Genomic DNA, 22,586 nt, shown 5'->3' with positions numbered 1-22,586 from the left:
TGTCATGCGGTAACCAACCCGCGTATATCAGGTTGATCAAACGTCGTTACAGTGCTGCGCCCCTGTTTTCTTTTTGAAATATCGAAGAATGCATAACCATTATGGCAAATAATGGATGGGGGGCTATTTGTCTCTTGACAGGGGCAATCATATCAGGATGGGCAAAGGTAGTGCCGTGCCCATCTGGCGCGGGTGCAACCGATCACGCCGGGGAAAGAGGCTGCGTCATCGGAATTTATGTAATTTTCATCGTTGTGGGTTTCCCGACTGCCAGATGGGCACGCTTCGCCCTTTGATATTAAATGGGTGCCCATCCTACGATGCCGCCGTAATCTCACCGGTGTTGATAACTTTCGTGTGGTTCGTGGTCATCTCTTCGTTTTTGCTTTTTGTTCTTATTTTGTAACTCTTCAGCTCAAAAAAATCCTCCGCAGCTTGAGATGCCACAGTGGCCGTTACTTACGTCACATTTTACCACCCGTACATTTTAACCCCCTGATCTCGCAGAACATTCGCCATTCATTTTAAACTTTTTGCCATACATGCCCGACACAGGATGCACAGACATAAAAAAACCTCCCGAAGGAGGCTTTTTTATATCTCACTGAAATTCCAGCACATCAGGTATTTCTACATGCGTTGGCACACCTTTTGAAACTACGACATAAGACGGCCACATAAGACGGCCACAAAAGAAGACAACACATCAGGCACCCGTCACACTGTAAATACACCCGATTCCCCAGGCGTCAAAGTGTCTGGAGGCGAACAATCCGTAAGGCGCGGTGGACAATCAGCCACCCACACCTCTCTCGCCCGGGCATCGGCTTCCACAGAAACGAAAGGAGACTCACCATGTATGATCTCGAAATCGGAAAAACCGACCTGTCGGTACTGAAGCAGTACCTCACAGATCTTAAAAAACGAAACGCCCTTAAAACACATCGAAAAGCACTGAGAAACGTCAAGCACCAGCTTGAAGCCATTTTTTCACCCAAAAAATCTCGCCGGCCTGCCATTCCCTGGGGCTACTGATTCCTTGGCCCGAATGCGTTTCCATAAGAACGGATCCCCCCACACTCTCCGTTTGGAACGCCTTCGGGCCATTTTTGATTCTAACGGGAAGAAAACCCTGAGGTTCAGTTAATCCCCCTGCAGCTCTTCTCTCTCATTGGGCAACACCCCATGCAAAATTTCAAAATGATCAAAGGGCGGCATAATGCAGGCCCCGACAAAATGTTTTCGGGCGGTCGCAAGCAGACTCCGGGTCAGCCGAATGCCTTCGGCGGTGGGATTTTCCGCGTTGGCCATGGCACTGCGGACCTCATCTGGCACCTCGATGCCCGCCACCTTGTGATGAAGAAAAGCGGCGTGCTTAAAGGTGCGTAAGGGCAAAAGCCCCAGCATCGCCGGAATCCCCAGAGGCTTCACGGCCTCGGCGATGAGTTCGGCATCTTTTTCGGTATACACCGGCTGGGTCACCACAAACTGAGCGCCGGCGTCAACCTTCTCCTTTAAGCGCTTCATGGCAATCCCCAGGCGCAGTTCGTCGGTAAAGGGGTTCATCACAACCCCGGTATGAAGACCGGCATCCCGAGCCATGGTGATCAGACCCGGCAGGGAAATATCGCGCACCGAGCTGGTGACTCCCTCCTCGGCCAGGGGCACAAAATCGCCTGTCATCGCCAGCACGGTGTTTATCCCGAGAGCTTTCGCCCCCCAGAGGAGGCCTTGGAGGCTGAGGCGGTTGTGATCCCGCGTGGTGACATGCAGGGTAGCCGGTCTCTTCAGCTCATCTTGAAGAATCCGGCACAGAGAGAGGGCATCCATCCGGGGTTTGGCCACCGGGTTGGTGGCCACGCTGAACCCGGAAAACGACAGATCGTTGATACCTTCCAGAATTTTCACCAGAGGGGCCACATCGGCACCCGCCGGGGGCACCACCTCCACCACCACGTCAAACCGACCATCCTTCATATCATCTCTCCATAAATCTCATGTCCATCCTCGGTTAAAACCACTGACGCCACGGCGGCCAGCCCATCTCTTCCCGGCTGTCGGATGTCCGGGTGACAGCCCTGAACAGAACCCACGTCTCAATCACATCACGGAAAATGCCCACACGACACAACCAAATGAGAAACCCCGGATGCTCGTCCCCCGGTTTTAGGTTCTCATGATCCATGACAGACCTCCTTACCGAAACTCAGTGCGCATCCTCTTCTTATCGAGTTTCCCCACACTGGTCTTGGGTATATCGTCCACAATCTCAAACACATCGGGGACGGCATACCGGGGAAGATCTCCCCGATCCGCCGCCTTTTTCAAGTATGCACGCAAATCACTCGCCCCGACGCTGTCCACATACTCGGGTTTCAGGTGCACAATCATCATCGGCCGCTCTCCCCACTTCTCATGGGGCACACCAATGGCGGCCGATTCCAGCACGGCCTCATGGCGGCTCAACACCGTTTCAAGGGCCAGAGAAGAGATCCACTCCCCCCCGGTTTTGATGACATCCTTCATCCGGTCGGTCACCTGCAGGTAGCCCTGCTCATCAATGGTCCCCACATCTCCACTGTAAAGCCAGCCGTCCCGCCACAACTCCGTGGTTCGCTCCTCGTCATCCACATACCCCTGGGTCAACCAGGGAGCCCGGAAGACTACCTCACCCGTGGCGGCCCCATCGTGGGGGAGAAATCGGCCGACTTCATCCACCACGGCCACCTCCACCAGGGGAATGGGTCGCCCGGTTTTCACCACGATATCCATCAGCGCATCTGCGCTCAGATCCTCCCACCCGGCTCCGGGCATCCCCAGGCTGATAATGGGGCAGGTCTCAGACATGCCGTAGCCAGAGTACACCGTAATCCCCATGGCCAGAGCCGACTCCGCCAGCCCTCGGGGGAGACGGGATCCACCGATAATCACCTTCCACCGGGAGAGATCAAAGGCCTTCACCGCGGGATGGGTGGTGATCATCTGAAGAATGGTGGGGACACAATGGGAAAAGGTCACCTTCTCGTCCACAATGAGGGGCAACAGCACCTCCGGCTCATACCGACCGGGATAAACCTGCTTGACCCCCAAAAGGGTCGCCAGATAGGGCACGCCCCAGGCGTGAACATGAAACATGGGCGTCAGGGGCATGTAGACATCATTGGAACGGAATCGCCCCACGGAATCGTAAGCCCCCACCGCCGCAGCGGTAGAGAGGGTATGGAGCACCAGCTGACGGTGGGTGAAATAGACGCCCTTGGGGCTGCCCGTGGTGCCCGTGGTGTAAAAGGTCGTGGCCACCGTGTTCTCATCCAGATCGGGAAAATCGTACTCGGGATCGCCCGCCTCAAGCAAAGGGTCATAATAACCGGCAATGGGAAAGGAGGGCGTGGGGCTCTGGCCCTGTTCGGTCATCACCACCACGGTCTGCACCGTCTCCAGACGATCCCGCATCGTTTCGATCAGGGGCAGAAAATCGGTGTGCACCAGCACCACACGGGCACGGGCATGATTCAAGGTGTACACCATCTGATCCATTGAGAGGCGCCAGTTCACCATCTGCAGCACCGCCCCCATCATGGGCACAGCAAAAAAACATTCGAGAAACCGATGGCTGTCGTAGTCCATCACTGCCACCACCTCGGGCCCCGTCACCCCGATCCCCTCTAACATCGATCCCAACTGGCCGATGCGCTGTCTGAGGTCTCGGTAGGTGTAACGAACCTGATCGCGGTACACAATCTCCTGATCCGGGGAATAGATGAGCGGCGTGGTCAAAAGCTTCTTGATGATAAGGGGGTAGTCATACGGTTCGCCGGGCTGATAGACCATGGATGAGCCTCCTGGGCCTGGGGGTTGCATGGATCTGTTTTCTGAATATGGGAGAAGGGATGCCGAATAATGATGAAAATAAGCGTCTTAATCATAGCCAGAGAAGTTCAAACCTGTCAACCATGCCGTGCACGCCAGGGGACCCTGACAGGCTTGAACGCCGAGAGAGGGGAAGGCCGTCTCAGCCCAGCGAACGGATCTGGGAAGGAATGTCGAACCGCTCCATGGGCTGCCAGACGGTCCGCATGCGCATGAGCTCTCCCTCCCCATCTTTGCCGGAGATGCGATGGAGAAAGGCACGCTCTGATGTGTCCTCCCGCTGAGCCTCGGAGAGAACGGCTCGGCCCCGAGCGATCTCACGGACAAAGCGCACCTCCAGTTCCGTGGGGAGATGGCGGCTGAGAAAAGACTCCGGGAGAGCTTCCAGGGCCCAGCCAATGTAGATGGAGTTGTTGACGTGGCGGTTGAAATCGAGGTCAGAGATACGCACCCTGAAATCCGTGGTATGTTGGGGGTTTTTCACAGGGAGAATGCGTTCGAAACTATCGGGAATGAGCCCCTTCTCCGACCGCTGAGCCTGGGTCAGGCACCGGCTGAGCCGCGTGGGTTTGCGGGTGTTGAAATCCATGATCACCCAGGCGCTGTTCCCGGTGATCAGGGTCTCACCCGAGGCATCCGTCACCCGAAACTCCCGCAGATCGTAGAGATCGTTCAGGGGAGCCCGCCAGGAGGTGAGGGTCACCTCTTCGTTCCAGCTGGGGTAGCGGGTGACCCGCACCTGATACTTGAGAAGCACCCAGGTATAATTTCGTACCAGAAGTTCGGCCGCGCTGATACCCAGCTCCGCGGCATGCTCGCAGCCGATATCCTGAAACCAGTCAAAAATGCTCTGCACCTTTAAAAGAGCCCAGGGATCCACTTCAGAAAGTCGGACTTTCAATGTTCGCGTAAAGATATCAGTCATGGCGTGTGTGCTTTTCATCATCACAAGAGGTCAATAACAGCTCGCATGATCATACGAGAAACCGAATCGTTCCGCCAAGGCAAGAACTTACGAAGGAACGTCTCACAGGCCTTCACCATACCCCATCTGCGTGAAGAATCAATAAGCCGTGCCGGGAGATAAGACAAAAAAACACCCCGCGGGTTTTGAACGATTCGCGTGAAGGCAGATTTATGACACAAAGGGGAAAAGGGCGTCCGAAGGATAAAACGGGAGAGGAGGACCGGAAACGAGGCGAGAAACCTTCCGGCAGGGCTCTCAAAACGGGTGTTATCACTGCACCACTGTTCCTCTGATTCTCCCTTGACATCCCAAGGTGTTGGCGTTACGTTGTCGGCGTCGTCTTGTTGAGTATTTGCCAATATTTACATCATTGATAAATAATTTTGATATACCCAGGTTCGTACCCCCTCGAAACACCCTCCCTCATTTACATTTCAGGGGCGTGCCGGTGATGCGCGCCATGAAACATATCAACATCAACAAGCCCCATTCTCAGGTGGTTATCCTTTGATTGGCCACGACAGACAGTACACAAACACTGCCCGTGCCGCCTCATTGCCGCCTTGCTGTCACATGCAATCCGACAGACCAATCAACCGATATGCACAAAATTTAAGATGTACGCGAAAAACGCCGCATCCCTTTCGGGAGATCCACGCGCTTTTCCCTCTCATCAGAACTCAACCCGTTGCAGACGGAGCCGCTGAAGACCGTCCATTGGACCATGGATCGTTTTTTTCCGCGTCTTCGCCTCGGAATTCCCGGCACCCAATGGGTGCGTTTTCCGACGCACTGCGGGAAATAGTCTTCTTCAAGGAGTCGTAAGATGTTTTCGCTTTTTGTTCCGGAATCGGTGCGTGCCGTCAAGGAAGGGATCTCTAAAAAGACCCTGATAAACGACGTCATGGCCGGTGTGATTGTGGGTATTGTTGCCCTGCCCCTGGCCATCGCCTTTGCCATTGCCTCAGGGGTCAAACCCGAACAGGGGATTTTCACGGCCGTTGTGGCCGGTTTTATTATCTCCTGCTTCGGAGGAAGCCGGGTTCAGATCGGTGGGCCCACCGGGGCCTTTATCATCGTGGTCTTCGAAATTGTCGCCCAGTATGGCTACGATGGGCTGGCCGTCGCCACCATGATGGCAGGGGCCATGCTCCTGATCATGGGGGTTTCCAAGCTTGGCGGGGCCATTCGCTTCATTCCCTACCCCATGACGGTGGGTTTCACCAGCGGCATCGCCCTGATTATCTTTACCACCCAGATACCGGATTTTTTCGGCCTCTCCCTGAGCAATGTCCCAGGAAGTTTTCTCGGAAAACTCGGCGCCTATGCAGGCGGCATGGACACGGCAAACCTTCAGGCCCTGGCCGTGGGAGCCGCCACCCTGGCCATCCTCCTTTTCTGGCCGAAAGTCACCCGAAAGGTCCCGGGCTCTGTGGTGGCCATCATCGCCACCACAATTCTCACGGCCCTGCTTGGGTTGGACGTAGAGACCATCGGCAGCCGCTTCGGCAGCGTGCCCACCTGCCTTCCCTCGCCATCGATTCCCAAGGTCAACTGGGAGATGATCAAGCAGCTGAGTTCGCCCGCCTTTACCATCGCCATGCTCGCTGCCATTGAGTCCCTTCTCTCCGCCGTGGTCGCCGACGGGATGATCGGCAAACGTCATAACGCCAACATGGAGCTGGTGGCCCAGGGCCTGGCCAACCTCGTGGTCCCCCTCTTCGGCGGCATCCCCGCCACAGGCGCCATCGCACGAACCGCCACCAACGTCAAAAGCGGTGGCACCACCCCCGTGGCCGGTATTATCCATGCCATCACCCTGCTCCTGATCCTTCTGTTTTTCGGCAAATGGGCGGTGCTCATCCCCATGGCCACCCTCTCGGCCATCCTCATGATCGTGGCCTACCACATGAGCGAGTGGCGCTTTTTCGTCAAGCTCCTGAAGAGCCAGCCGGCTGACGTCGCCGTCATGCTGGTCACCTTCGGCCTCACCGTCTTCGTAGACCTGACGGTGGCCATTGAAGTGGGCGTGGTCATGGCCTCTCTGCTCTTTATGAACCGCATGGCCAACCTCACCAAAATCAAGCGCCGCACCCAGGATCTCGAAAACGACCCCCACGCCCTGGCCAGCCGAAAGGTCCCCAGACGCGTTGAGATCTTTGAAATCAACGGCCCCTTTTTCTTCGGCGCCGCCAACCGATTTAAAGACACCTTGAAAGTGGTCCGCGAAAAGCCCAAGGTGCTGATCCTGCGATGCCGCCACATCCTCATGATCGATGCCACGGCCCTGCACGCCCTGGAAGAGATGGTGGAGGAAGCCCAGCGCGAGGAGACCCTGCTTATCCTCTCCGGCGTCCACGCTCAGCCCCTCATCTGCCTCGAGCAGTCGGGCCTCTACTACCAGATCGGTGAAGACAACATCTACACCAACATCGATGACGCCCTGAACGGCGCCCGCCGCTTCCTCGGAATCGAAGAGGTCCCACTCCCCGTCCCCTTCGTCCCCACCGTCAGCCGGGAAATCAAGACCGTGGACGGGCTATAAAACCTGCCTTCGGCAGAACCGCCGGAGACACAAGCTGAATCGTTAAACCAAAACAGGCCGTAAGCGATCCGTTCGGATCACCCACGGCCTGTTTTGGTATGACGCCTCCGGCGGCCCTGCCGGGGGCCAACCTTTTGAAAAGGTTACCAAACAGAACTCACGCGAATGCGGACGCATTGCAGCCCGGAGTGACGACGCCCGATGCGCATTCGCAAACCCGCTTTCGAGGTGGCACACCTCGCCGCCGGAGGCACGCTTTTGCCTTCCCCCCTCCCCTCCTACAAGCCCTTCCCGCAGATGTCATGGGCGGCGATGCGGCCCATGAGGACGCAGCTGCCAAGAAAGGTGCCTTCCAGCGACCCTTTGCCGTGAATACCGCCGCCGCCGAAGCCAGCTGTTTCGCCTGCAGCGTAGAGGCCGCTGATAGGGGCTCCGTCGCCATTCAGGACCCGACAGGCCAGATCGGTCTGGATGCCACCGAGACTTTTGCGGCTGAGGATAAACTCGCGTATGGCGATTAAGGGGCGGGCTTTCGGGTCGTCGATCTTCTGAAATTTGCAGGTGCGGATGCGGTCGCCCCGGTAGGTGCGGAAGTTGGCGATACGCCGGAGCTGATCATCGTTAAAGAAGGCAGGGCCGCGGTCGATCTGGTCGTCGTAGGCCCACACCGCCTCCTTGAGACTCTCTTTATCGACGGTGTACGGGTTATCCATCTCGTTCATCTTCTCCACCATCTCATCCAGGGAGTTGGCCGTGATGAAGTCTTTGGACTCCCCGATGAGCCGATTCACCAGCTCGGTGTTGCCGAGGAGGACCTCTTTGACCAGGCGCACCTTATTTTTATGACGAAAGGCTTTCATGTGTTCGCTGCCGGAGATGGCCAGCTCTTTGATGGCAATTTTCCAGTTCATGAGCTGAAAGGAGTACTGGCCGGGTTGCTGGCAGATTTTTTTCACGAGGTAGCGGGTATCGGTGTAGCCCATCAGGGGCACCGGGTCCATGATGCGCTGGCCCAGGGCGTTAAACCAGAGGGCAGAGCGCGGCGGGACGATGCTCAGCCCTTTGTTGGGCATGTCGGCGTTGGGGTAGTCCACGCCCGCGGCATAGTTCCACTGCTTGTCCAGATGGGTCACACGGGCTCCCACGGCTTCGGCGGCATCGTGGATCAGCCCGTCGGCGTACCGATGGGACCCGTTGAGAATTTTTTCCGGCGGGGTGCCCCACTCTTCCGTCCAGTTCTCCCGCACCTTGGTGAGATCGCCGCCGCACATGCCACCGGCAGACAGAATCACGGCCTCCCCCGAGGCGGAAAAATCCTCGCCACTCCCCTCCAAAGTTCCGCTCACGCCGGTGACCCGTCCGGCGGTGTGGTCCAGGCGTTCCACCCGGCATCCGAAACGAACCTCCAGATTCTCCCGCTTGGGGTGAGCTGCCAGATACTTTTCAATGCCCTCGATGATGCTGAACCCTGTGCCCCAGGCGATATGCCAGCGGGGAACGGAATTACCGGGTTTAAACAGACCCCGTTCCGGCCAGTTCACCACAGGAAGAAAGGTCACTTTCCGGTCTTTTAAAAAATTGTGAATGATGTCTTTGGATCGATGAACATAGACTTCGGCCCATTTTCGGGGCCAGTGATCCTCCTCTCCAAATTCGGCACAGCTCAACCAGTCCGAGAGAGCCAGCTCCGGGGTGTCCCGGATCCCGTTTTTCCGCTGCAGGGGCGTGTCCACCATCATCACCCCGCCAAAGGACTCTTTGGCCAACCCCCCAAAACGCGCCGGGAGATCCCGATCCAGGATCAAAACCTTGCGCCCCAGATCAAGCAACTCACAGGCCGCCGTCATTCCCGCCAGCCCTCCCCCGACAATCACCACATCCGATTGAAAACTTGTGTGCGTCATCTCTCCCCCCTTTTTTGGGAATAGTCTTCAGGGACCTCGAAAAAACAAACGTTGCCTCTGCGGCCTTGCCGGAGGCCAAACGTTTGAAAAATTTGACAAACAAATTTTTGAAGGATTGCTTTCGCTAGGCCCTCTCGGTCCCGCCTGGGAGCGGGTAAGAGAGGGTTTTGCAACCGAACAGTTTTTGGGGCTTGTCACGGCGGAGGCTTTTGCGTAGACGGAAGTTTTTTTCAAAAAGCGACCCGCTGCAGGCAAATTTTCAGTCAACTGATAATGTATTCGTTCCTAACCCACGATTGCAAAAACCACCTTGAAAACGGGCTTACGAAGACGCTACGGGCCTCGTCACGTCAAGGTGAAATACGTCCTCGCCTAAAAACAGACCGCGCAGTCTGTTTTTGAACTTTCACAGCTTGCCCCTGCAATGTCAAGAAGTTATCCTCCGCGCTCGAACATTGTTCTCAACCAGAGATCAGGAATACCGCTCCTCATCTCTGAATCCGAGCCTCCCCCCACAGGGTGCGCCAAAGGCGCGTTGACAGGGGATGACCGATAGAGCAAGGTGACGTTTTTTTTACGGTAAGGAGGCAACAACGCTTTGAATCATCGCAACCCAGGCACGGCGCAAGTGGCGGAAGTGATCCGGACGATTCAGAGAGAGAGACTGAAGGGCCATGCCCCGCAGCAGGTAGAGAGAGAGGTCCAGGAGGTCTTTGGCTCGGGCGTAGGTGTCGGAGCTGGGGAATCGCGAGCGCCAGATGGCGTCCAGCTCGTCAAAAAAGCCCTCGATCACCGGGGTCAGGCGGGTGAGCAGTTCGGGGTCGGTGCGGCAGGCAACGTTAAACTCCACCCAGACGTCCCGATACGGCCCCTGGTAGAAGCGATTCCAGACATCTTCCATCAATGCCTCCACATCCAGGGTGTGGGAAAAAAAGCCCCTCCCCCACCCCGTGGGCTTCAACCAGAGCGGTGGCCAGAAGAGTCTCCGCGCTGTCAGCCACCATGGCCCGTTTATTTTCATAGTGATGGCTCCAAGCCCCGCGGGAGACGCCCGCGCGCTCAAGGATCCGAGAGAGGCTGGCCCCGGCGTAGCCATGGTCCTGCAGGCAGGACAGGGTTGCGTCCACCAGCTTTTTGCGTGTTTGCCGACTTCTCTCCTGCTGGGTGCTCATAGGGGTGACCTTTGCGTTGGGATCGCATTGCCCTTTTCGAGGGTTGTGTGATAAGTAGCTCGAAGAGATTGCGGTTGTTTCAGATGAAGCCGCTAAAAACAGGCCAAACCTTCAGGCTGCTGTAAATGCACCTTCATTCATCGAAAAAACATTTTTTTAAATACAGGAACGATACATCATGGGCAAGAATAAGAACAAGGTCAAGAAAAGTCACGTGGATCCCGAGCGCCAGATGTCCCTGGATGCCCTCCCCCCCAACATTCGAGGGGTCCTCACCGAAGAGGAGGTGGAGCTCTTTCTCAACGCCGAGGTATGGCCCGAGGAGATGTGCGAAAAGCTGAACGAGTTCCTCAGCCCTGAATAGCCCGGGGCCGCGTCCCATGCCGTCACCCTCATGTCCCATCACCCCAGAAGGCATCGGCGAAGCACCTCACCCTCATCGACGTCTTCACCTCAATGGAGCCACCATGACGCTGTCAGGCACACGGCAGGACCTTCTTTCGGCACTGCGTTCCCGCACCGGCCAATGGATCTCGGGCGAAGAGCTCAGCGGCCGACTCGGCATCAGCCGAGCAGCCATTTCCAAGCATATCGCCGCCATCAAGGCGCTGGGGTACGTCATTTCAGGGGCTCCGGGAAAAGGATACCTCCTCACCCAGGCCCCCGACCTGCTCCTGCCGGAAGAGATACGCTTCGGCCTTTCCACCGCCCAGGTGGGGAAGACCAGTATCGTCCACCACGCCCTCACCGACTCCACCAATATTCGGGCACGGGAGCTGGCCCGCGAAGGGGCTCCTTCCGGAACCCTGGTGGTGGCCGAAGCCCAGAGCGCCGGCAAGGGGCGCAAAGGACGATCCTGGCTGGCCAGGCCCGGTGAAGGGCTTCTCTTCTCCCTGATTCTCCGCCCCGACATGGAGCCCTCCAGGGCAGCCCTCATCACCCTGATGACAGCCGTTTCCGTGGCCGAAGCCCTGATCCAGGAGACCGGCATCGACGCCCGCATCAAATGGCCTAACGACATTCTGGTGGGGGGAAAAAAGCTGGCCGGTATCCTGACGGAAATGAGCATGGAGCTCGACGCCGTGGACTATGTCATTGTCGGGCTGGGGCTCAACATCAACACACCCGCCGAGGCCTTTCATCCCGATATCCAGGAGATCGCCACCTCGGTCATGGCCGAATCCTCTGCGGCCTTTTCCCGAGTCGCCCTGCTCCGCGCCATCCTCTCCCGGTTTGAAGCCCACTATAAAACCCTGACAGAACAGGGACCAGAATCCATGCTCAGCCGTTGGAAAACCTTGTCCGATATTATCGGCCGACGGGTCCGGGTCTCCATGATGCGGGAAGAGATCGAAGGGCAGGTGATCGACATCGATACAGACGGGGTGCTTCGGGTGAAAAACGCCGCCGGGGAATCCCTTCGCATTCTGTCAGGGGATGTGACCTACCTTGACCAGCCCCTGGGATAGGGTCATTCACAGGTCAATCGAGGCGCAAACCCTCCGTCAGCGAGCGATTGCTCTATAAACAACAATTTCAACACCAAAACACCCGTTCACTATTCGATTGTAATTACTTATCAATCACCTGCAAAGCCTATATCTTCTATGGTTATGCTCATGTTTTCCTTTGACAAATTCCGACAACATACTTTATCTTTTATTATATTATAGGAATATAAAGGCTGGATCGTTCTCTATTCGAGTCTTTCAGAAAAAATTCTTTTTACTATCTTCGATATAATTAAAGTTATTTCTGAAAAATACGACAGAATAAAGAGTTCTTTCCATGGGATTATCCCATGATGAAAGCATCATGGATAATGACTCATTACTTAAAGCCCGTGATCCTTCCCGGCAACTCAAAACGCCTGCATCATATTCCTGACCCAGATCTTTAGCAGCTAAGGAGAAACCTATGTGGCAGTCGCTCAGCACGGGGAAAAAAATTTGGTGCAGTCTGTTAATCCTGATAGCGGGCTACGCCATCACAACAGGTGTCGGGCTCATCGCCGGCTACACCATGCAGACAGACCTGAATCAGGTCTCCGACGCCATGTTTCCTGCCACCCTGGAAGCCCAAAGCGCTTTGACCGAATTTAAAAATCAGAAAAAATATTATGAAGATGCTGTGGTCATGGGGGACACCGCTCCTCTGGAAAACGCCGACGCCACAGCGGCCGAAGTCACCGCCCACCTGAACGCCATCATCAAACTCGATCCCGCATCATCTGAAACCCTCGGTACTCTGGTCACACGTCTTCACACCTTCACAGAGCAGGCGCTCTCCATTTACACCCGCATCGCCGAAGACTTCGACGGAGTCGACACCGAAGCAGTCCAGCTCTCCCAGGGACTGGCGACAGAAACCCAGGCACTGACCCAGGCCCTCACCCAGCTCACCCAAACACGCTCCGAGGCGCTGCAAACCCGTCTCACCGAGCTTGGACGACAAACCGGACACCAGCAAATGATGAACCTGGGCCTCTTTATCGTGGTGGTGGTCGCCACCATCCTGTTTAACCTCATCATCATTCGCCGCTTCATCACCGGCCCCCTCTCAGACACAGTGACCATGGTCAAAGACATTGCCCAGGGCGAAGGGGACCTCACCAAACGTCTCACCGTCCAGAGCAAAGACGACGTGGGGCAGCTGGCCCTCTGGATGAATCAATTCATTGAAAACCTCCAGGGAATGATCGCTCGGATTGCGGACAACGCCAACACCCTCAACGGCTCAGCCGAAGAGCTCACCCGGCTCTCCGGGACCCTCAAGGAGGGCGCCCAGGGAGTAAAAGCCAAATCGGATACAGTCGCCACCGCATCCGACCAGATGAAAGCCAACATGGACTCCGTGGCCGCCGCCATGGAACAGGCCTCCACCAGCACCTCAGCCGTGGCCGACTCCACCGAAGAGATGACGGCCACCATCCGAGCCATCGCCGAAAGCTCCGACAAAGCCCGTGAAATTACGATCGAAGCCGTCACACAGTCCCGCACCGCCACCGAACGCGTCGGAGAGCTCGGCACCCAGGCCGAAGCCATCGGTAAAGTGACCGAAACCATCACCGAGATTTCAGAGCAGACCAACCTGCTGGCCTTAAACGCCACCATCGAAGCCGCCCGGGCCGGTGAGTACGGCAAAGGATTCGCCGTGGTAGCCGCCGAGATCAAAGACCTCGCCCGCCAGACAGCCGACGCCACCCGAGACATCCGCGCCACCATTGAAAACATCCAGACCTCCACCCAGGCCACCATTGGTGACATCGAAGGGATCTCCGGGGTCATCGATAAAACCAGCGCCATCGTCTCCGAAATCGCCTCCTCCGTAGACTCCCAGGCCCTGACCACACGCGGTATCGCTGACAACGTCACCCAGATCTCCAGCGGCCTCTCCGAAATCAACGCCAACGTCGCCGCCACCTCCACCCTCTCCTCCACCATCGCAGGGGATATCGAGGACGTGAGCCACGCCTCCGGCGACATGAACGAAAGCTGTGCCCGCTCCGATGAGGGCGTCTCCAGTATCCTGGCCATGAGCGGAAACCTGAGCACCATGGTGGGTCGGTTTAGAATTTAAACAGCTGCCTTCGGGTGGCCCGAGGAAAGATCGTGTCGTATCGCCGTATTTTTCCACTTGAGATTGACATGTTACAATTGATGCGCATAAAATATACGCATTAAGCGACACCCATTGTAACGGAGGTCTCATGACAACAAAAATCCAAAAAACCACCGCAAAAAAAGCGACCAATCTGAGCATTCGAAAGGATCTGCTGTCAAGGGCCCGGGAGCTTGAAATCAATCTTTCGGCGACCCTTGAAAAAGCACTTCACGAAACGATTGGGGAAAAAGAGCGGTCACTCTGGCAAGAGAAAAACAGGGGGGCTGTCAAAGCCTACAATGAGGATATCAAAAAACACGGCCTGTTCAGTGCCCATTCGAGGAGCTTCTGATGGCCCAATTTTCAGTGTATGAAAACAAAAACCCTGACAGTTGTGAGGCCTACCCCTATCTTCTGGACGTCCAAAACGCCCTTCTCAATTCTCTGGATACCCGGGTGGTGATCCCTGTCGCTGGACAATCACGACTCCTCAGCACCCCCATCGAACGGTTGACCCCTGTGCTGACCATCAAAAAAACGTCCCATGTCCTTTTAACGCCCCAGCTTGCCGCCATCCCTGCTGCTGAACTCGGTCCCTTCGTCTGTGATCTCAGTGAATACCGGCCCAGCATCATCGGCGCCCTGGATTTTCTCTTTACGGGCTATTGATACCTGTAAACGCAAATGAAGACGCATGGCACTCCCGAATGACGACACCCCAAACCCGCTGTCCAGGTGGCACACCTTGCCGCCCGTTTGACACCCCTCCCACATCTTGCTACTCCTTGATAACCAACGAATCAGGCGTATCTGCCCCCCACCGTTTTTCTGCACTGAATTTGGAGCACGGCACCCATGAACATCATCCACACCTCGGACTGGCACCTGGGCCAGCGTTTTTTCGATCGGGACCGCTTTGACGAGCACGAAGCGTTTTTAGGTTTTCTCCTTAAAACCATCAAAGCACGAGCCGTCGATCTCTTGATCGTGGCGGGCGACCTCTTCGACACGGCCAACCCGCCCCGAGAGGCGGAGCGGATGTATTATCATTTCCTGACAGAACTTTCGGCCTTAGGAACCTGTTCAGCGGTCATCGTCGGGGGAAACCACGACTCGGCCCCTCATCTGGATGCCCCGGCCACGGTGCTTCAGGCGCTGAGGGTGCAGGTGGTGGGGGCTCTGCCCGATGACGCGGAAAAGGCCCTTTTTCACATCCCCTGCCTGCGGGATGAAAGCGACCCCGGGGTGTGGGTGGCGGCGGTGCCCTACTTAAGAGACCGGGATGTGCGAAAAGCCGTGGCCGGAGAGAGCTTTGACGATCTGGAGGCCCGGACCCGGGCCGGAGTGGTGGCCGCGTATGAAAAGGTAGCGGACGCCTTGAAAGCCAAAAAACCCGAAGCACCCGTCATCGCCACGGGTCACCTCACGGCCCTGGGAGGATCCGTCTCCGATTCCGAGCGAACCATTCACATCGGCAACCTGGGGAGCATCTCGGGGGGGCAGTTTCCCGAATGCTTTGATTACGTGGCCTTGGGGCACCTGCACCGCGCCCAAAAGGTCGCCAAAGATGAGAATATCCGATACTCCGGGAGCCCGATTCCTTTAAGTTTCAGCGAAGCCACAGGGGAAAAAGAGATCCGGCTGATTGAAACGGGCCACGGCACCCTGACCCAGGAAACCCTCGCCGTGCCCGCCTTCAGGCGGTTGATTCGCCTGAAAGGAGAGGCGCAAGCCTTAAAAGAAAAACTCACCGCCCTGGAGGTGGCAGAAACCGACATGACGCCCTGGCTGGAACTGGTGGTGAAAGGAAGCCTGACCTCAACGACGTTAAACGAAGAGCTGAGAGCGCTTGCAGACGCCAAAGGCGCAGAGGTGCTTAAAGTCGGCTTAGATGCCGGAAAGAGAAAAAGCGTGGATCTTGAGCTGTCCGGCCTCACCATCAGCGAGCTCAAACCCGAGGAGGTCTTCAAAAGACGACTGGACGCCTACGACGGAGAGGTGCCCACCGAAACCTTAAGCCAGTGCTTCGCCCACCTGCTCACCCAGGCCCAGGAGGTTGAAAAATGAAAATTCTGCACCTTGCCTTTCAAAACCTCAACTCCCTTGCCGGCCGCTTCGAAATTGATTTCGGCGAAGGCCCCCTGGCCGAAGCGGGCATCTTTGCCATCACCGGCCCCACGGGGTCTGGAAAGACCACCATCTTAGACGCCATCACCCTGGCCCTCTTTGGCAAGGCCGCCCGATACGATGAAAAAAAACGTAACAACCCGGAAAACATGATGAGCCGCGGCACCGGGGAATGCTTCTCCGAGGTCCTTTTTTCCTGCGGACAAGGGGTCTATTCGGCCCGATGGGACCTGGCCAGGGCACGGAAAAAACCCGATGGAAAAATTCAAGGGACCAAACGCCAGCTCGCCGATGCCTCCGGCACCATCCTGGAGACCAAAATCCGGCAGGTGGATGAAAAAGTGACGGAGCTCACCGGCATGGACTATTCCCGGTTTCTCCGCTCTGTGCTCCTCGCCCAGGGGCGGTTCAAGGAGTTCCTCGATGCCGGAGTCAAAGACCGAGGCGAGCTTTTAGAGCGCATCACCGGCACTGAAATCTACTCGGAGCTCAGCATTCTGGCCCACGAAGCCGCCCGGGAAAAAGAGGAGGCCGTCAACAAAGCGCGGCTGGCCGCCGATCTCATTCGCCTTCTCTCCGACGAAGAGACCCAAGCCTTCACAGACGAACGCGGCACCCTTGAAGCACAAAAAACAGACTCCGACACAGAGCTCACCGCCCTGACCAAAAAAATGCTCTGCCATGCCGAGTGGACCCAAAAGAACCTGCAAAAAAAAGCCCTCCAGGAGGAAGAATCCAAATGGATAGAAAAGTCCACGGCCTTTTCTCCCAGCCTCAGGCAGCTGGAGCGACACAACACGGCAGCCCCCCTTACCGGTGACCTGAAGCTCTGGGCTTCGAATCATGAGGCGGTGGCGCACACTGAAACCCAACTCGCACAGCTCCTGACAAGGCACGGCAGCGCACGGATCACGACCGCGACGGCCCTTGCCTCCGCTGTGGCCGCCTGCACCCTCCAGAACCACACCATCGAGGCCAGGCGAGGGGAGGGAATCAAAAAAAGAGAAACCCTCGCAACCGAGATCGCCCAACTCACCGCATGGCAAGACACCCATGCCGCCGATGAAGGTATCGAAACGGCTCTGCCGCAAATTCGAGACGCGGCCCAACACTACCGGTCCATGAATCAAGGGGTAACGGAGGCGGAAAAAGCGTCAACCCTCACCCGCCAAACCATGGACCGCCTCGAAAAAGAGATCACACAGATTGACGCCCAACTGGCCGTCGCCCAAAAAACACTTCGCGAAAAAGACGAGGGCGTCAAAGCCGTCACATCAGAACGAGTCACCCACAAACCCAAAACAGAGTGGCTCTCCCGAAAAGAGGACACTGAAAGGATGCGGAGCGTCCTGCAAAATTTGACGCGCCACACCGAGACCCATCTCACCCTTCTCTCAGAAAATGACGTCCTTCAAGAAAGCCGTGCCGCGCAACAAACCGAAATAAAACAGTTCGAAGCAGACATCGCCCAACTCATCTCGACCCTTGACTCCGAACGGCGAATTCTTACGCTTAAAGAGCAACTCCATTCCCAGGCCACCCTCATGGCCAGCCTGGAAGAAAAACGGAGCCTTCTCATTTCCGGCCAGGAGTGCCCATTATGTGGAGCCACAGACCACCCCTTTGCCTCCCAGGAGCTCCCCAAAACCTCTGAGACCAAAGCGAGCTGGCTTACCCAACAAAGCGCTGTGGCGGCCCTGGAGAAAAAACAGCAGGCCTGTGAAAAAGGCCTCGCGTCCACAACAGCGACCTTTCTTGGCATCGAAACCCAAATAAAAACCCAGGCAAAAAAAGCGGCAGAACTCTCTCTTGCCTTCTCACGCATCACCACCGAAGCGAACCTTGTGGCCACCATCGGCGACCGCCCACACTTAGAGACGCTGACCGCTGAAAACAATGCCCGGCTCACCGCTGTCGTTGAGCAGATTAAAGCCATCGAAACCCTGGAGGCCACCCTAACCCTAGCTGAAAAAGAGTGCATCGCTGCCCGTGGTCGAGTCGACTCCTGCGCGGCCCAGCGCCTTCAACTCAAAGGGTCTCTTGAAAAAACAACCGCCCAGCACACCCGTCAGTCTGCCCATCAGAAAACCATGGAACAGAAAGCCCTGACAGCCCTTGCGGCCTGCACAGAGTCCACCTCCCCCTGGAATCTCGCTTCAAATACCCCTGAATCCGCGGTAAGCGCCGTCAATACCCTTGAAAAACAGGCTGTGGCCTGGCGAACGGCGGTAAAAAAACTGGCCGACGCTCGTCACACCGTGACCCAAATCGATGCCGGCCTGGATACCCTGGCCCTTCAGATCACCCGCATCACCAGAGAACACGACGAGTGGACCCTGAAACAAAAACCCTTCAGCGATCTCCCCATCGATGCACCCGAGGTGCCGGAGACCCTTCTGGACGAACCCGCAAGACGAGCCCTCTGTGACAAAGCAGGGCAACACCTCGCCACCGTGAGCACGCAAAAAGCCACCACCGAAACCGAGCTTGCCTCAACCAAAAAAAAATGCGCCGCGTTTCACGTGGAACTTCTGGAGAGACTCTCCAACATCGGCTTCGAAAGCATTGACGCCCTGAAAGCCGCCCTTCTCAGCGAAGAGACACACAAACAAGTCCTTCAAGAAAAAGACCTCCTGGCCGCAGAAAAAGTGCGCCTTGAGACCCTCCTTCAGCAAACCACAGAGGCCCTTTCCAAACTCGCAGAAGAGAAGCCACCCACCGACGAAGAAGCCGCCGCACTCACCGCCCGAAAAGTCGATATCGATACGCAACGGGACTTACTCCTCAAACGCATGGGCGAAATAAACGCCGCCCTCGCAGCCGACCAGAAAGCCCGCCTGGAACAGGCGCAGCAGATCACCCGCATCGACGCCTTAGAGGCCGAAGCCCTCCCCTGGCGCGTCTTAAAGGATCTCATCGGCTCCTCCGACGGCAGCAAATTTTCCAAATTCGCCCAGGGCCTCACCCTGGCCCAGCTGGTCATCCTCGCCAATCAACGCCTATTCACCTTAAACCCCCGCTACGAGATCCAGCGGATCCCCGGCGAAGACCTGGAACTCGAAATCATCGACCGCTACCAGGCCGACGCCGTCCGCCCCACCCAAAGCCTCTCCGGCGGTGAATCCTTCCTTGTCAGCTTGGCCCTGGCCCTGGGCCTCTCGGAAATGGCCGGCCAGAAAACCCGCATCGAAAGCCTCTTTATCGATGAAGGCTTCGGCAGCCTCGATTCCGAAACCCTCGACACGGCCCTTGCCGCCCTCGAAAACCTGCGCCTCGATAACCGCGCCATCGGCATCATCTCCCACGTCGACCTCCTCAAACACCGCCTCGGCACCCAAATCGAAGTCACCCGAAAAGCCGACGGACACTCAACACTGACGGTGGTGGACGGATAGGGAAAAGAAAGGAGAAGGGGGGGGAAGGAAAAAGCCTCCGGCGGCAAGGTGTGCCACCTTGAAAGCGGGTTTGCGAATGCGCGTTGGGTCTCATCATTCGAGGCTGTAATGCGTCCGCATTCGCGTGAAGGGTGTGGGACTGCGACCGACCTACCATGCTCGTGAGCCGATCGGTGCTTCAACGACAAAACAACGATTGGCTTATACCGAGATCACTCCGGCTGCAAGGTGGGCCACCTTCAACGCGGGCTTGCGAAGACCCGTCGGGTCTCGCCCCAGGCTCTAAATATAATGGGTACCCCTTGAATATTGCGCCTCTGACGACTATGTATTCAACTGACAAACAAAACACTGCGCCCATGCGACAACGCATCGAAGCACATCACCCACCGCGCACCCGGTGAGCCCCAGGCGAACCGAGTGCCACCTGGGGTTCAGGGGATCATCCCCTGGCCGCCGGAGGCAAAAAAACATGACTGAAACCCTTTGCGGGGAAATTGTGCGCACGACGTTCGCCAGTGAGGAGACGGGGTTTACCATCGCCAAGGTCCGGGTGAAGGGGCATGGTGAAGTAACGGTTGTGGGGCCGCTCATGGGGCCGCCGGATGGGACCTTTATTGAGGCGTTGGGGCGGTTCGAGAGTCACTCTCAGTATGGGTTGCAATTCAAGGTGGAAAAATTCTCCACGGCGCTGCCGGTGACCTCAGAGGGGATCAAGAAGTACCTGGCGTCCAAGGCGATCCACGGGATCGGTCCGAAGATGGCCGAGAGACTGGTAACGGCCTTTGGAAACCAGACCCTTGCGGTGATTGACAAGCATCCGGAGCGGCTCCTGGATGTGGAGGGGATCGGCAAAAAAAAGGCGGAGCAGATTCTTTCTGGCTGGGAAGAGCAGATGGATGTGCGCCAGGTGATGGTGTTTCTGCACTCCCACGGGGTGGGCTCGGCCTTTGCAAGCCGCATTGTGAAGGCTTTTGGGAAAAAAGCGGTGTCGGTGGTAACCAGAAACCCCTACGCTCTGGCAACAGAGGTGGCGGGGATCGGATTTCTCACGGCAGACCGCATCGCCCGGTCCACCGGGTTTGCCCTGGACGCCCCCCAACGGATCCACGCAGGACTCTTGTATGTGCTCTCCCACGCCACGGACGAGGGCCACCTCTTTTTGCCCATCGAGCCCCTGGTGCAAAAGGCGGTGGAGCTTTTGCACCTCCCCCACGACCCCATTCGGGAGGGCATTGCCACTCTCGCCAAAAACGAAAAGGTGATCACCCTGAAGGTGGATCACCCCGAGATCGGCGAAGCCGTCTACCTCCCCTGGCTCTTTCACTCAGAGCGGGGCATCGCCAGAACCCTCTCTCAGGTCGCAGCCGCGCCCAAATTCCCCGTCTTTGATAATCCTCAAGACGAAGTGGCCGCCATGGAGAAACGTCTCTCCATCACCCTGGCCCCCCGGCAGAGAGATGCGGTTCAGGGCGCCCTCACCTACAAAACCATGGTGATCACCGGCGGCCCCGGCACAGGCAAAACCACCATCATAAAAGCCATTTTAAAGATTTATCACAAGGCAGGTGCCCGGATGCTGCTGGCCGCCCCCACGGGCCGCGCCGCCAAGCGCATGACCGAATCCACCGGATTTCCCGCCAAGACAATCCACCGGCTGCTTGAGTTCAGCTTTCAGAAAGGCGGCTTTCAGAAAAACAGGGAGAACCTTCTGGCCTGTGACGTCCTCGTGGTGGACGAGGCCTCCATGATCGACGTGCCCCTGATGTTCAACCTCTTAAAAGCGGTCCCCGATACCGCCACCCTCCTTCTCGTCGGCGACGTCCACCAGCTGCCGCCCGTGGGCCCGGGCAACGTGCTCAGGGACATCATTGCCTCCAAACGCATCCCCGTCATCACCTTAACGGAGATCTTCCGACAGGCGGAAAAGAGCCTCATCGTGGTCAACGCCCACCGGATCAACAGAGGCGAAAAACCCTTCTCCGGAAGCCGGGAGCCGGGCGGGGATTTTTTCATCATCGAGAGAAACGACCCCGAAGCCGTGGCCAGTACCCTCGTCGAGCTCATCGCCCGGCGCATCCCCCGGCGCTTTAATTTAAACCCCATGAAAGACATTCAACTGTTAACCCCCATGCATCGGGGCTCTCTGGGCGGCGAACGCTTAAACCAGCTCCTTCAGGAGACCTTGAATCCCAACCCCCCAGGCACGGCAGATGAGGCCCACTTCAAATTTCGTTTCGGTGACAAGGTGATGCAGCTCAAGAACAACTATGACAAAGACGTCTTTAATGGAGACATCGGCCGCATCGTCGCCGCGGACCCAGCCGCTCGCCGCGTCACCGCCCGCTTCGAAGAGAACGAGGTCACCTACGAAACCGCAGAACTCGACGAACTCTCCCTGGCCTACGCCATCTCCATCCATAAATCCCAAGGTTCTGAATACCCCGCTGTGGTCATCCCCGTCTCCACCCAGCACCAGATCATGCTCCAGCGAAACCTCATCTACACCGGCATCACCCGCGGCAAAGAGCTCGTCGTCCTCGTGGGGTCCTACAAGGCCCTGGCCATCGCCGTCCGAAACAACAAAACCACCCAACGCTTCACCCGCCTGACAGATCTACTGCAACTGGGAGGATAGAAAACAAGGTGAGCCACCTTGAAAGCAGGTTTGCGAATGCGCCTCTGCTGTCGCCACTCCAGCTGAAATGCGTCCGCATTCGCGTGAAGTGCAAGGAAACGCACAGTGCGTCGCAGGTGCATGAGCTTTAGCCCGGATATTTCATGAGAAAACAATCAGAGCTAAGGAATAACTTGTAATTACAGTTCTTTGCAGTAATATTTTCAGCTGTTTCAAAAATACAAAATGTAATCCACGGTATTCTGTCTGATTTTCTCACCCTTCGGGCGAGCCGGGTGCACTCATCTGCCGCGTTATCAGAGCTTTGAGGTAAACCACTACATCTTCAGCTCTGATGCCTTGCATATGAGCGCACCCAACTCGTG

General features: G+C 56.8%; 16 protein-coding genes and 1 pseudogene. 10 read left to right on the top strand and 7 right to left on the bottom strand.

Translation table 11 applies throughout. The annotated features are described in order from the left end of the window. The first annotated feature begins 855 nt into the window (after positions 1–855). Positions 856–1,035, top strand: a complete 180-nt coding sequence (locus Q1Q75_RS19740) for a hypothetical protein (protein WP_300674280.1) — start codon at positions 856–858, stop codon at positions 1,033–1,035. Positions 1,036–1,143: 108 nt separating this feature from the next. On the opposite strand, the gene Q1Q75_RS19735 is transcribed toward Q1Q75_RS19740, so the two are convergent. The 4 genes from Q1Q75_RS19735 to Q1Q75_RS19720 form a co-directional block, all read right to left on the bottom strand. Beyond that, positions 1,144–1,977: a methylenetetrahydrofolate reductase gene (locus Q1Q75_RS19735; protein WP_300674277.1), complete on the bottom strand. Its 834-nt coding sequence runs from the start codon at positions 1,975–1,977 to the stop codon at positions 1,144–1,146. A gap of 34 nt (positions 1,978–2,011) precedes the next feature. Continuing rightward, positions 2,012–2,185 carry a hypothetical protein gene (locus Q1Q75_RS19730; protein ID WP_300674275.1) on the bottom strand — a complete coding sequence of 58 codons (174 nt, stop codon included), beginning with the start codon at positions 2,183–2,185 and terminating at the stop codon, positions 2,012–2,014. Positions 2,186–2,196: 11 nt separating this feature from the next. Continuing rightward, positions 2,197–3,831 (bottom strand): long-chain-fatty-acid--CoA ligase, encoded by a 1,635-nt coding sequence (locus Q1Q75_RS19725; RefSeq protein ID WP_300674272.1) that lies wholly within the window; start codon positions 3,829–3,831, stop codon positions 2,197–2,199. Between the two features lie 181 nt (positions 3,832–4,012). After that, entirely contained in the window at positions 4,013–4,795 is a 783-nt protein-coding gene (locus Q1Q75_RS19720; RefSeq protein WP_300674270.1) for an acyl-ACP thioesterase domain-containing protein, read from the bottom strand. An 868-nt stretch (positions 4,796–5,663) separates the two neighbouring features. Here Q1Q75_RS19720 and sulP point away from each other — a divergent pair. Then, positions 5,664–7,382: a SulP family inorganic anion transporter gene (sulP, locus tag Q1Q75_RS19715; protein ID WP_300674267.1), complete on the top strand. Its 1,719-nt coding sequence runs from the start codon at positions 5,664–5,666 to the stop codon at positions 7,380–7,382. A gap of 278 nt (positions 7,383–7,660) precedes the next feature. Here sulP and Q1Q75_RS19710 read toward each other — a convergent pair whose 3' ends face one another. The 3 genes and pseudogenes from Q1Q75_RS19710 to Q1Q75_RS22650 all read right to left on the bottom strand — a co-directional run. Further along, positions 7,661–9,286: an FAD-binding dehydrogenase gene (locus Q1Q75_RS19710; RefSeq protein WP_300674265.1), complete on the bottom strand. Its 1,626-nt coding sequence runs from the start codon at positions 9,284–9,286 to the stop codon at positions 7,661–7,663. Positions 9,287–9,860: 574 nt separating this feature from the next. Next, positions 9,861–10,307: a hypothetical protein gene (locus Q1Q75_RS19705; protein WP_300674263.1), complete on the bottom strand. Its 447-nt coding sequence runs from the start codon at positions 10,305–10,307 to the stop codon at positions 9,861–9,863. 34 nt (positions 10,308–10,341) lie between these two features. Further along, a pseudogene (locus Q1Q75_RS22650) lies at positions 10,342–10,458 on the bottom strand (hypothetical protein); the annotation flags it as partial. A gap of 178 nt (positions 10,459–10,636) precedes the next feature. Between Q1Q75_RS22650 and Q1Q75_RS19700 the strand changes: the two are divergent. The 8 genes from Q1Q75_RS19700 (at position 10,637) to Q1Q75_RS19665 (ending at position 22,221) form a co-directional block, all read left to right on the top strand. Next, positions 10,637–10,822, top strand: coding sequence for a hypothetical protein (locus Q1Q75_RS19700; protein ID WP_300674260.1), 186 nt, complete (start codon positions 10,637–10,639; stop codon positions 10,820–10,822). 103 nt (positions 10,823–10,925) lie between these two features. Beyond that, positions 10,926–11,927 carry a biotin--[acetyl-CoA-carboxylase] ligase gene (locus Q1Q75_RS19695; RefSeq protein WP_300674257.1) on the top strand — a complete coding sequence of 334 codons (1,002 nt, stop codon included), beginning with the start codon at positions 10,926–10,928 and terminating at the stop codon, positions 11,925–11,927. A gap of 448 nt (positions 11,928–12,375) precedes the next feature. After that, entirely contained in the window at positions 12,376–14,037 is a 1,662-nt protein-coding gene (locus tag Q1Q75_RS19690; RefSeq protein ID WP_300674254.1) for a methyl-accepting chemotaxis protein, read from the top strand. Between the two features lie 130 nt (positions 14,038–14,167). Then, on the top strand, positions 14,168–14,413 hold the full coding sequence (locus tag Q1Q75_RS19685) for a type II toxin-antitoxin system CcdA family antitoxin (protein ID WP_300674252.1): 246 nt from the start codon (positions 14,168–14,170) through the stop codon (positions 14,411–14,413). After that, the gene (locus Q1Q75_RS19680) at positions 14,413–14,730 is read left to right on the top strand and encodes a CcdB family protein (protein WP_300674249.1); all 318 of its coding nucleotides are present in this window, start codon (positions 14,413–14,415) and stop codon (positions 14,728–14,730) included. Before Q1Q75_RS19685 ends, Q1Q75_RS19680 begins: the two co-directional genes overlap by 1 nt. Before the next feature lie 186 nt (positions 14,731–14,916). Beyond that, entirely contained in the window at positions 14,917–16,128 is a 1,212-nt protein-coding gene (locus tag Q1Q75_RS19675; protein WP_300674246.1) for an exonuclease SbcCD subunit D C-terminal domain-containing protein, read from the top strand. After that, complete coding sequence (locus Q1Q75_RS19670) at positions 16,125–19,583, top strand: AAA family ATPase (RefSeq protein ID WP_300674243.1); 3,459 nt, start codon at positions 16,125–16,127, stop codon at positions 19,581–19,583. The genes Q1Q75_RS19675 and Q1Q75_RS19670 overlap by 4 nt, the downstream gene beginning before the upstream one ends. A 472-nt stretch (positions 19,584–20,055) precedes the next feature. Continuing rightward, positions 20,056–22,221 carry an ATP-dependent RecD-like DNA helicase gene (locus tag Q1Q75_RS19665; RefSeq protein ID WP_300674241.1) on the top strand — a complete coding sequence of 722 codons (2,166 nt, stop codon included), beginning with the start codon at positions 20,056–20,058 and terminating at the stop codon, positions 22,219–22,221. The last annotated feature ends 365 nt before the right edge of the window (positions 22,222–22,586 follow it).

The organism is Desulfoluna sp. (genome assembly GCF_030145185.1).
Lineage (GTDB): Bacteria > Desulfobacterota > Desulfobacteria > Desulfobacterales > Desulfolunaceae > Desulfoluna.
The sequence above is the reverse complement of the archived record's forward strand: the minus strand, read 5'-3'. Positions and strand labels throughout refer to the sequence as shown.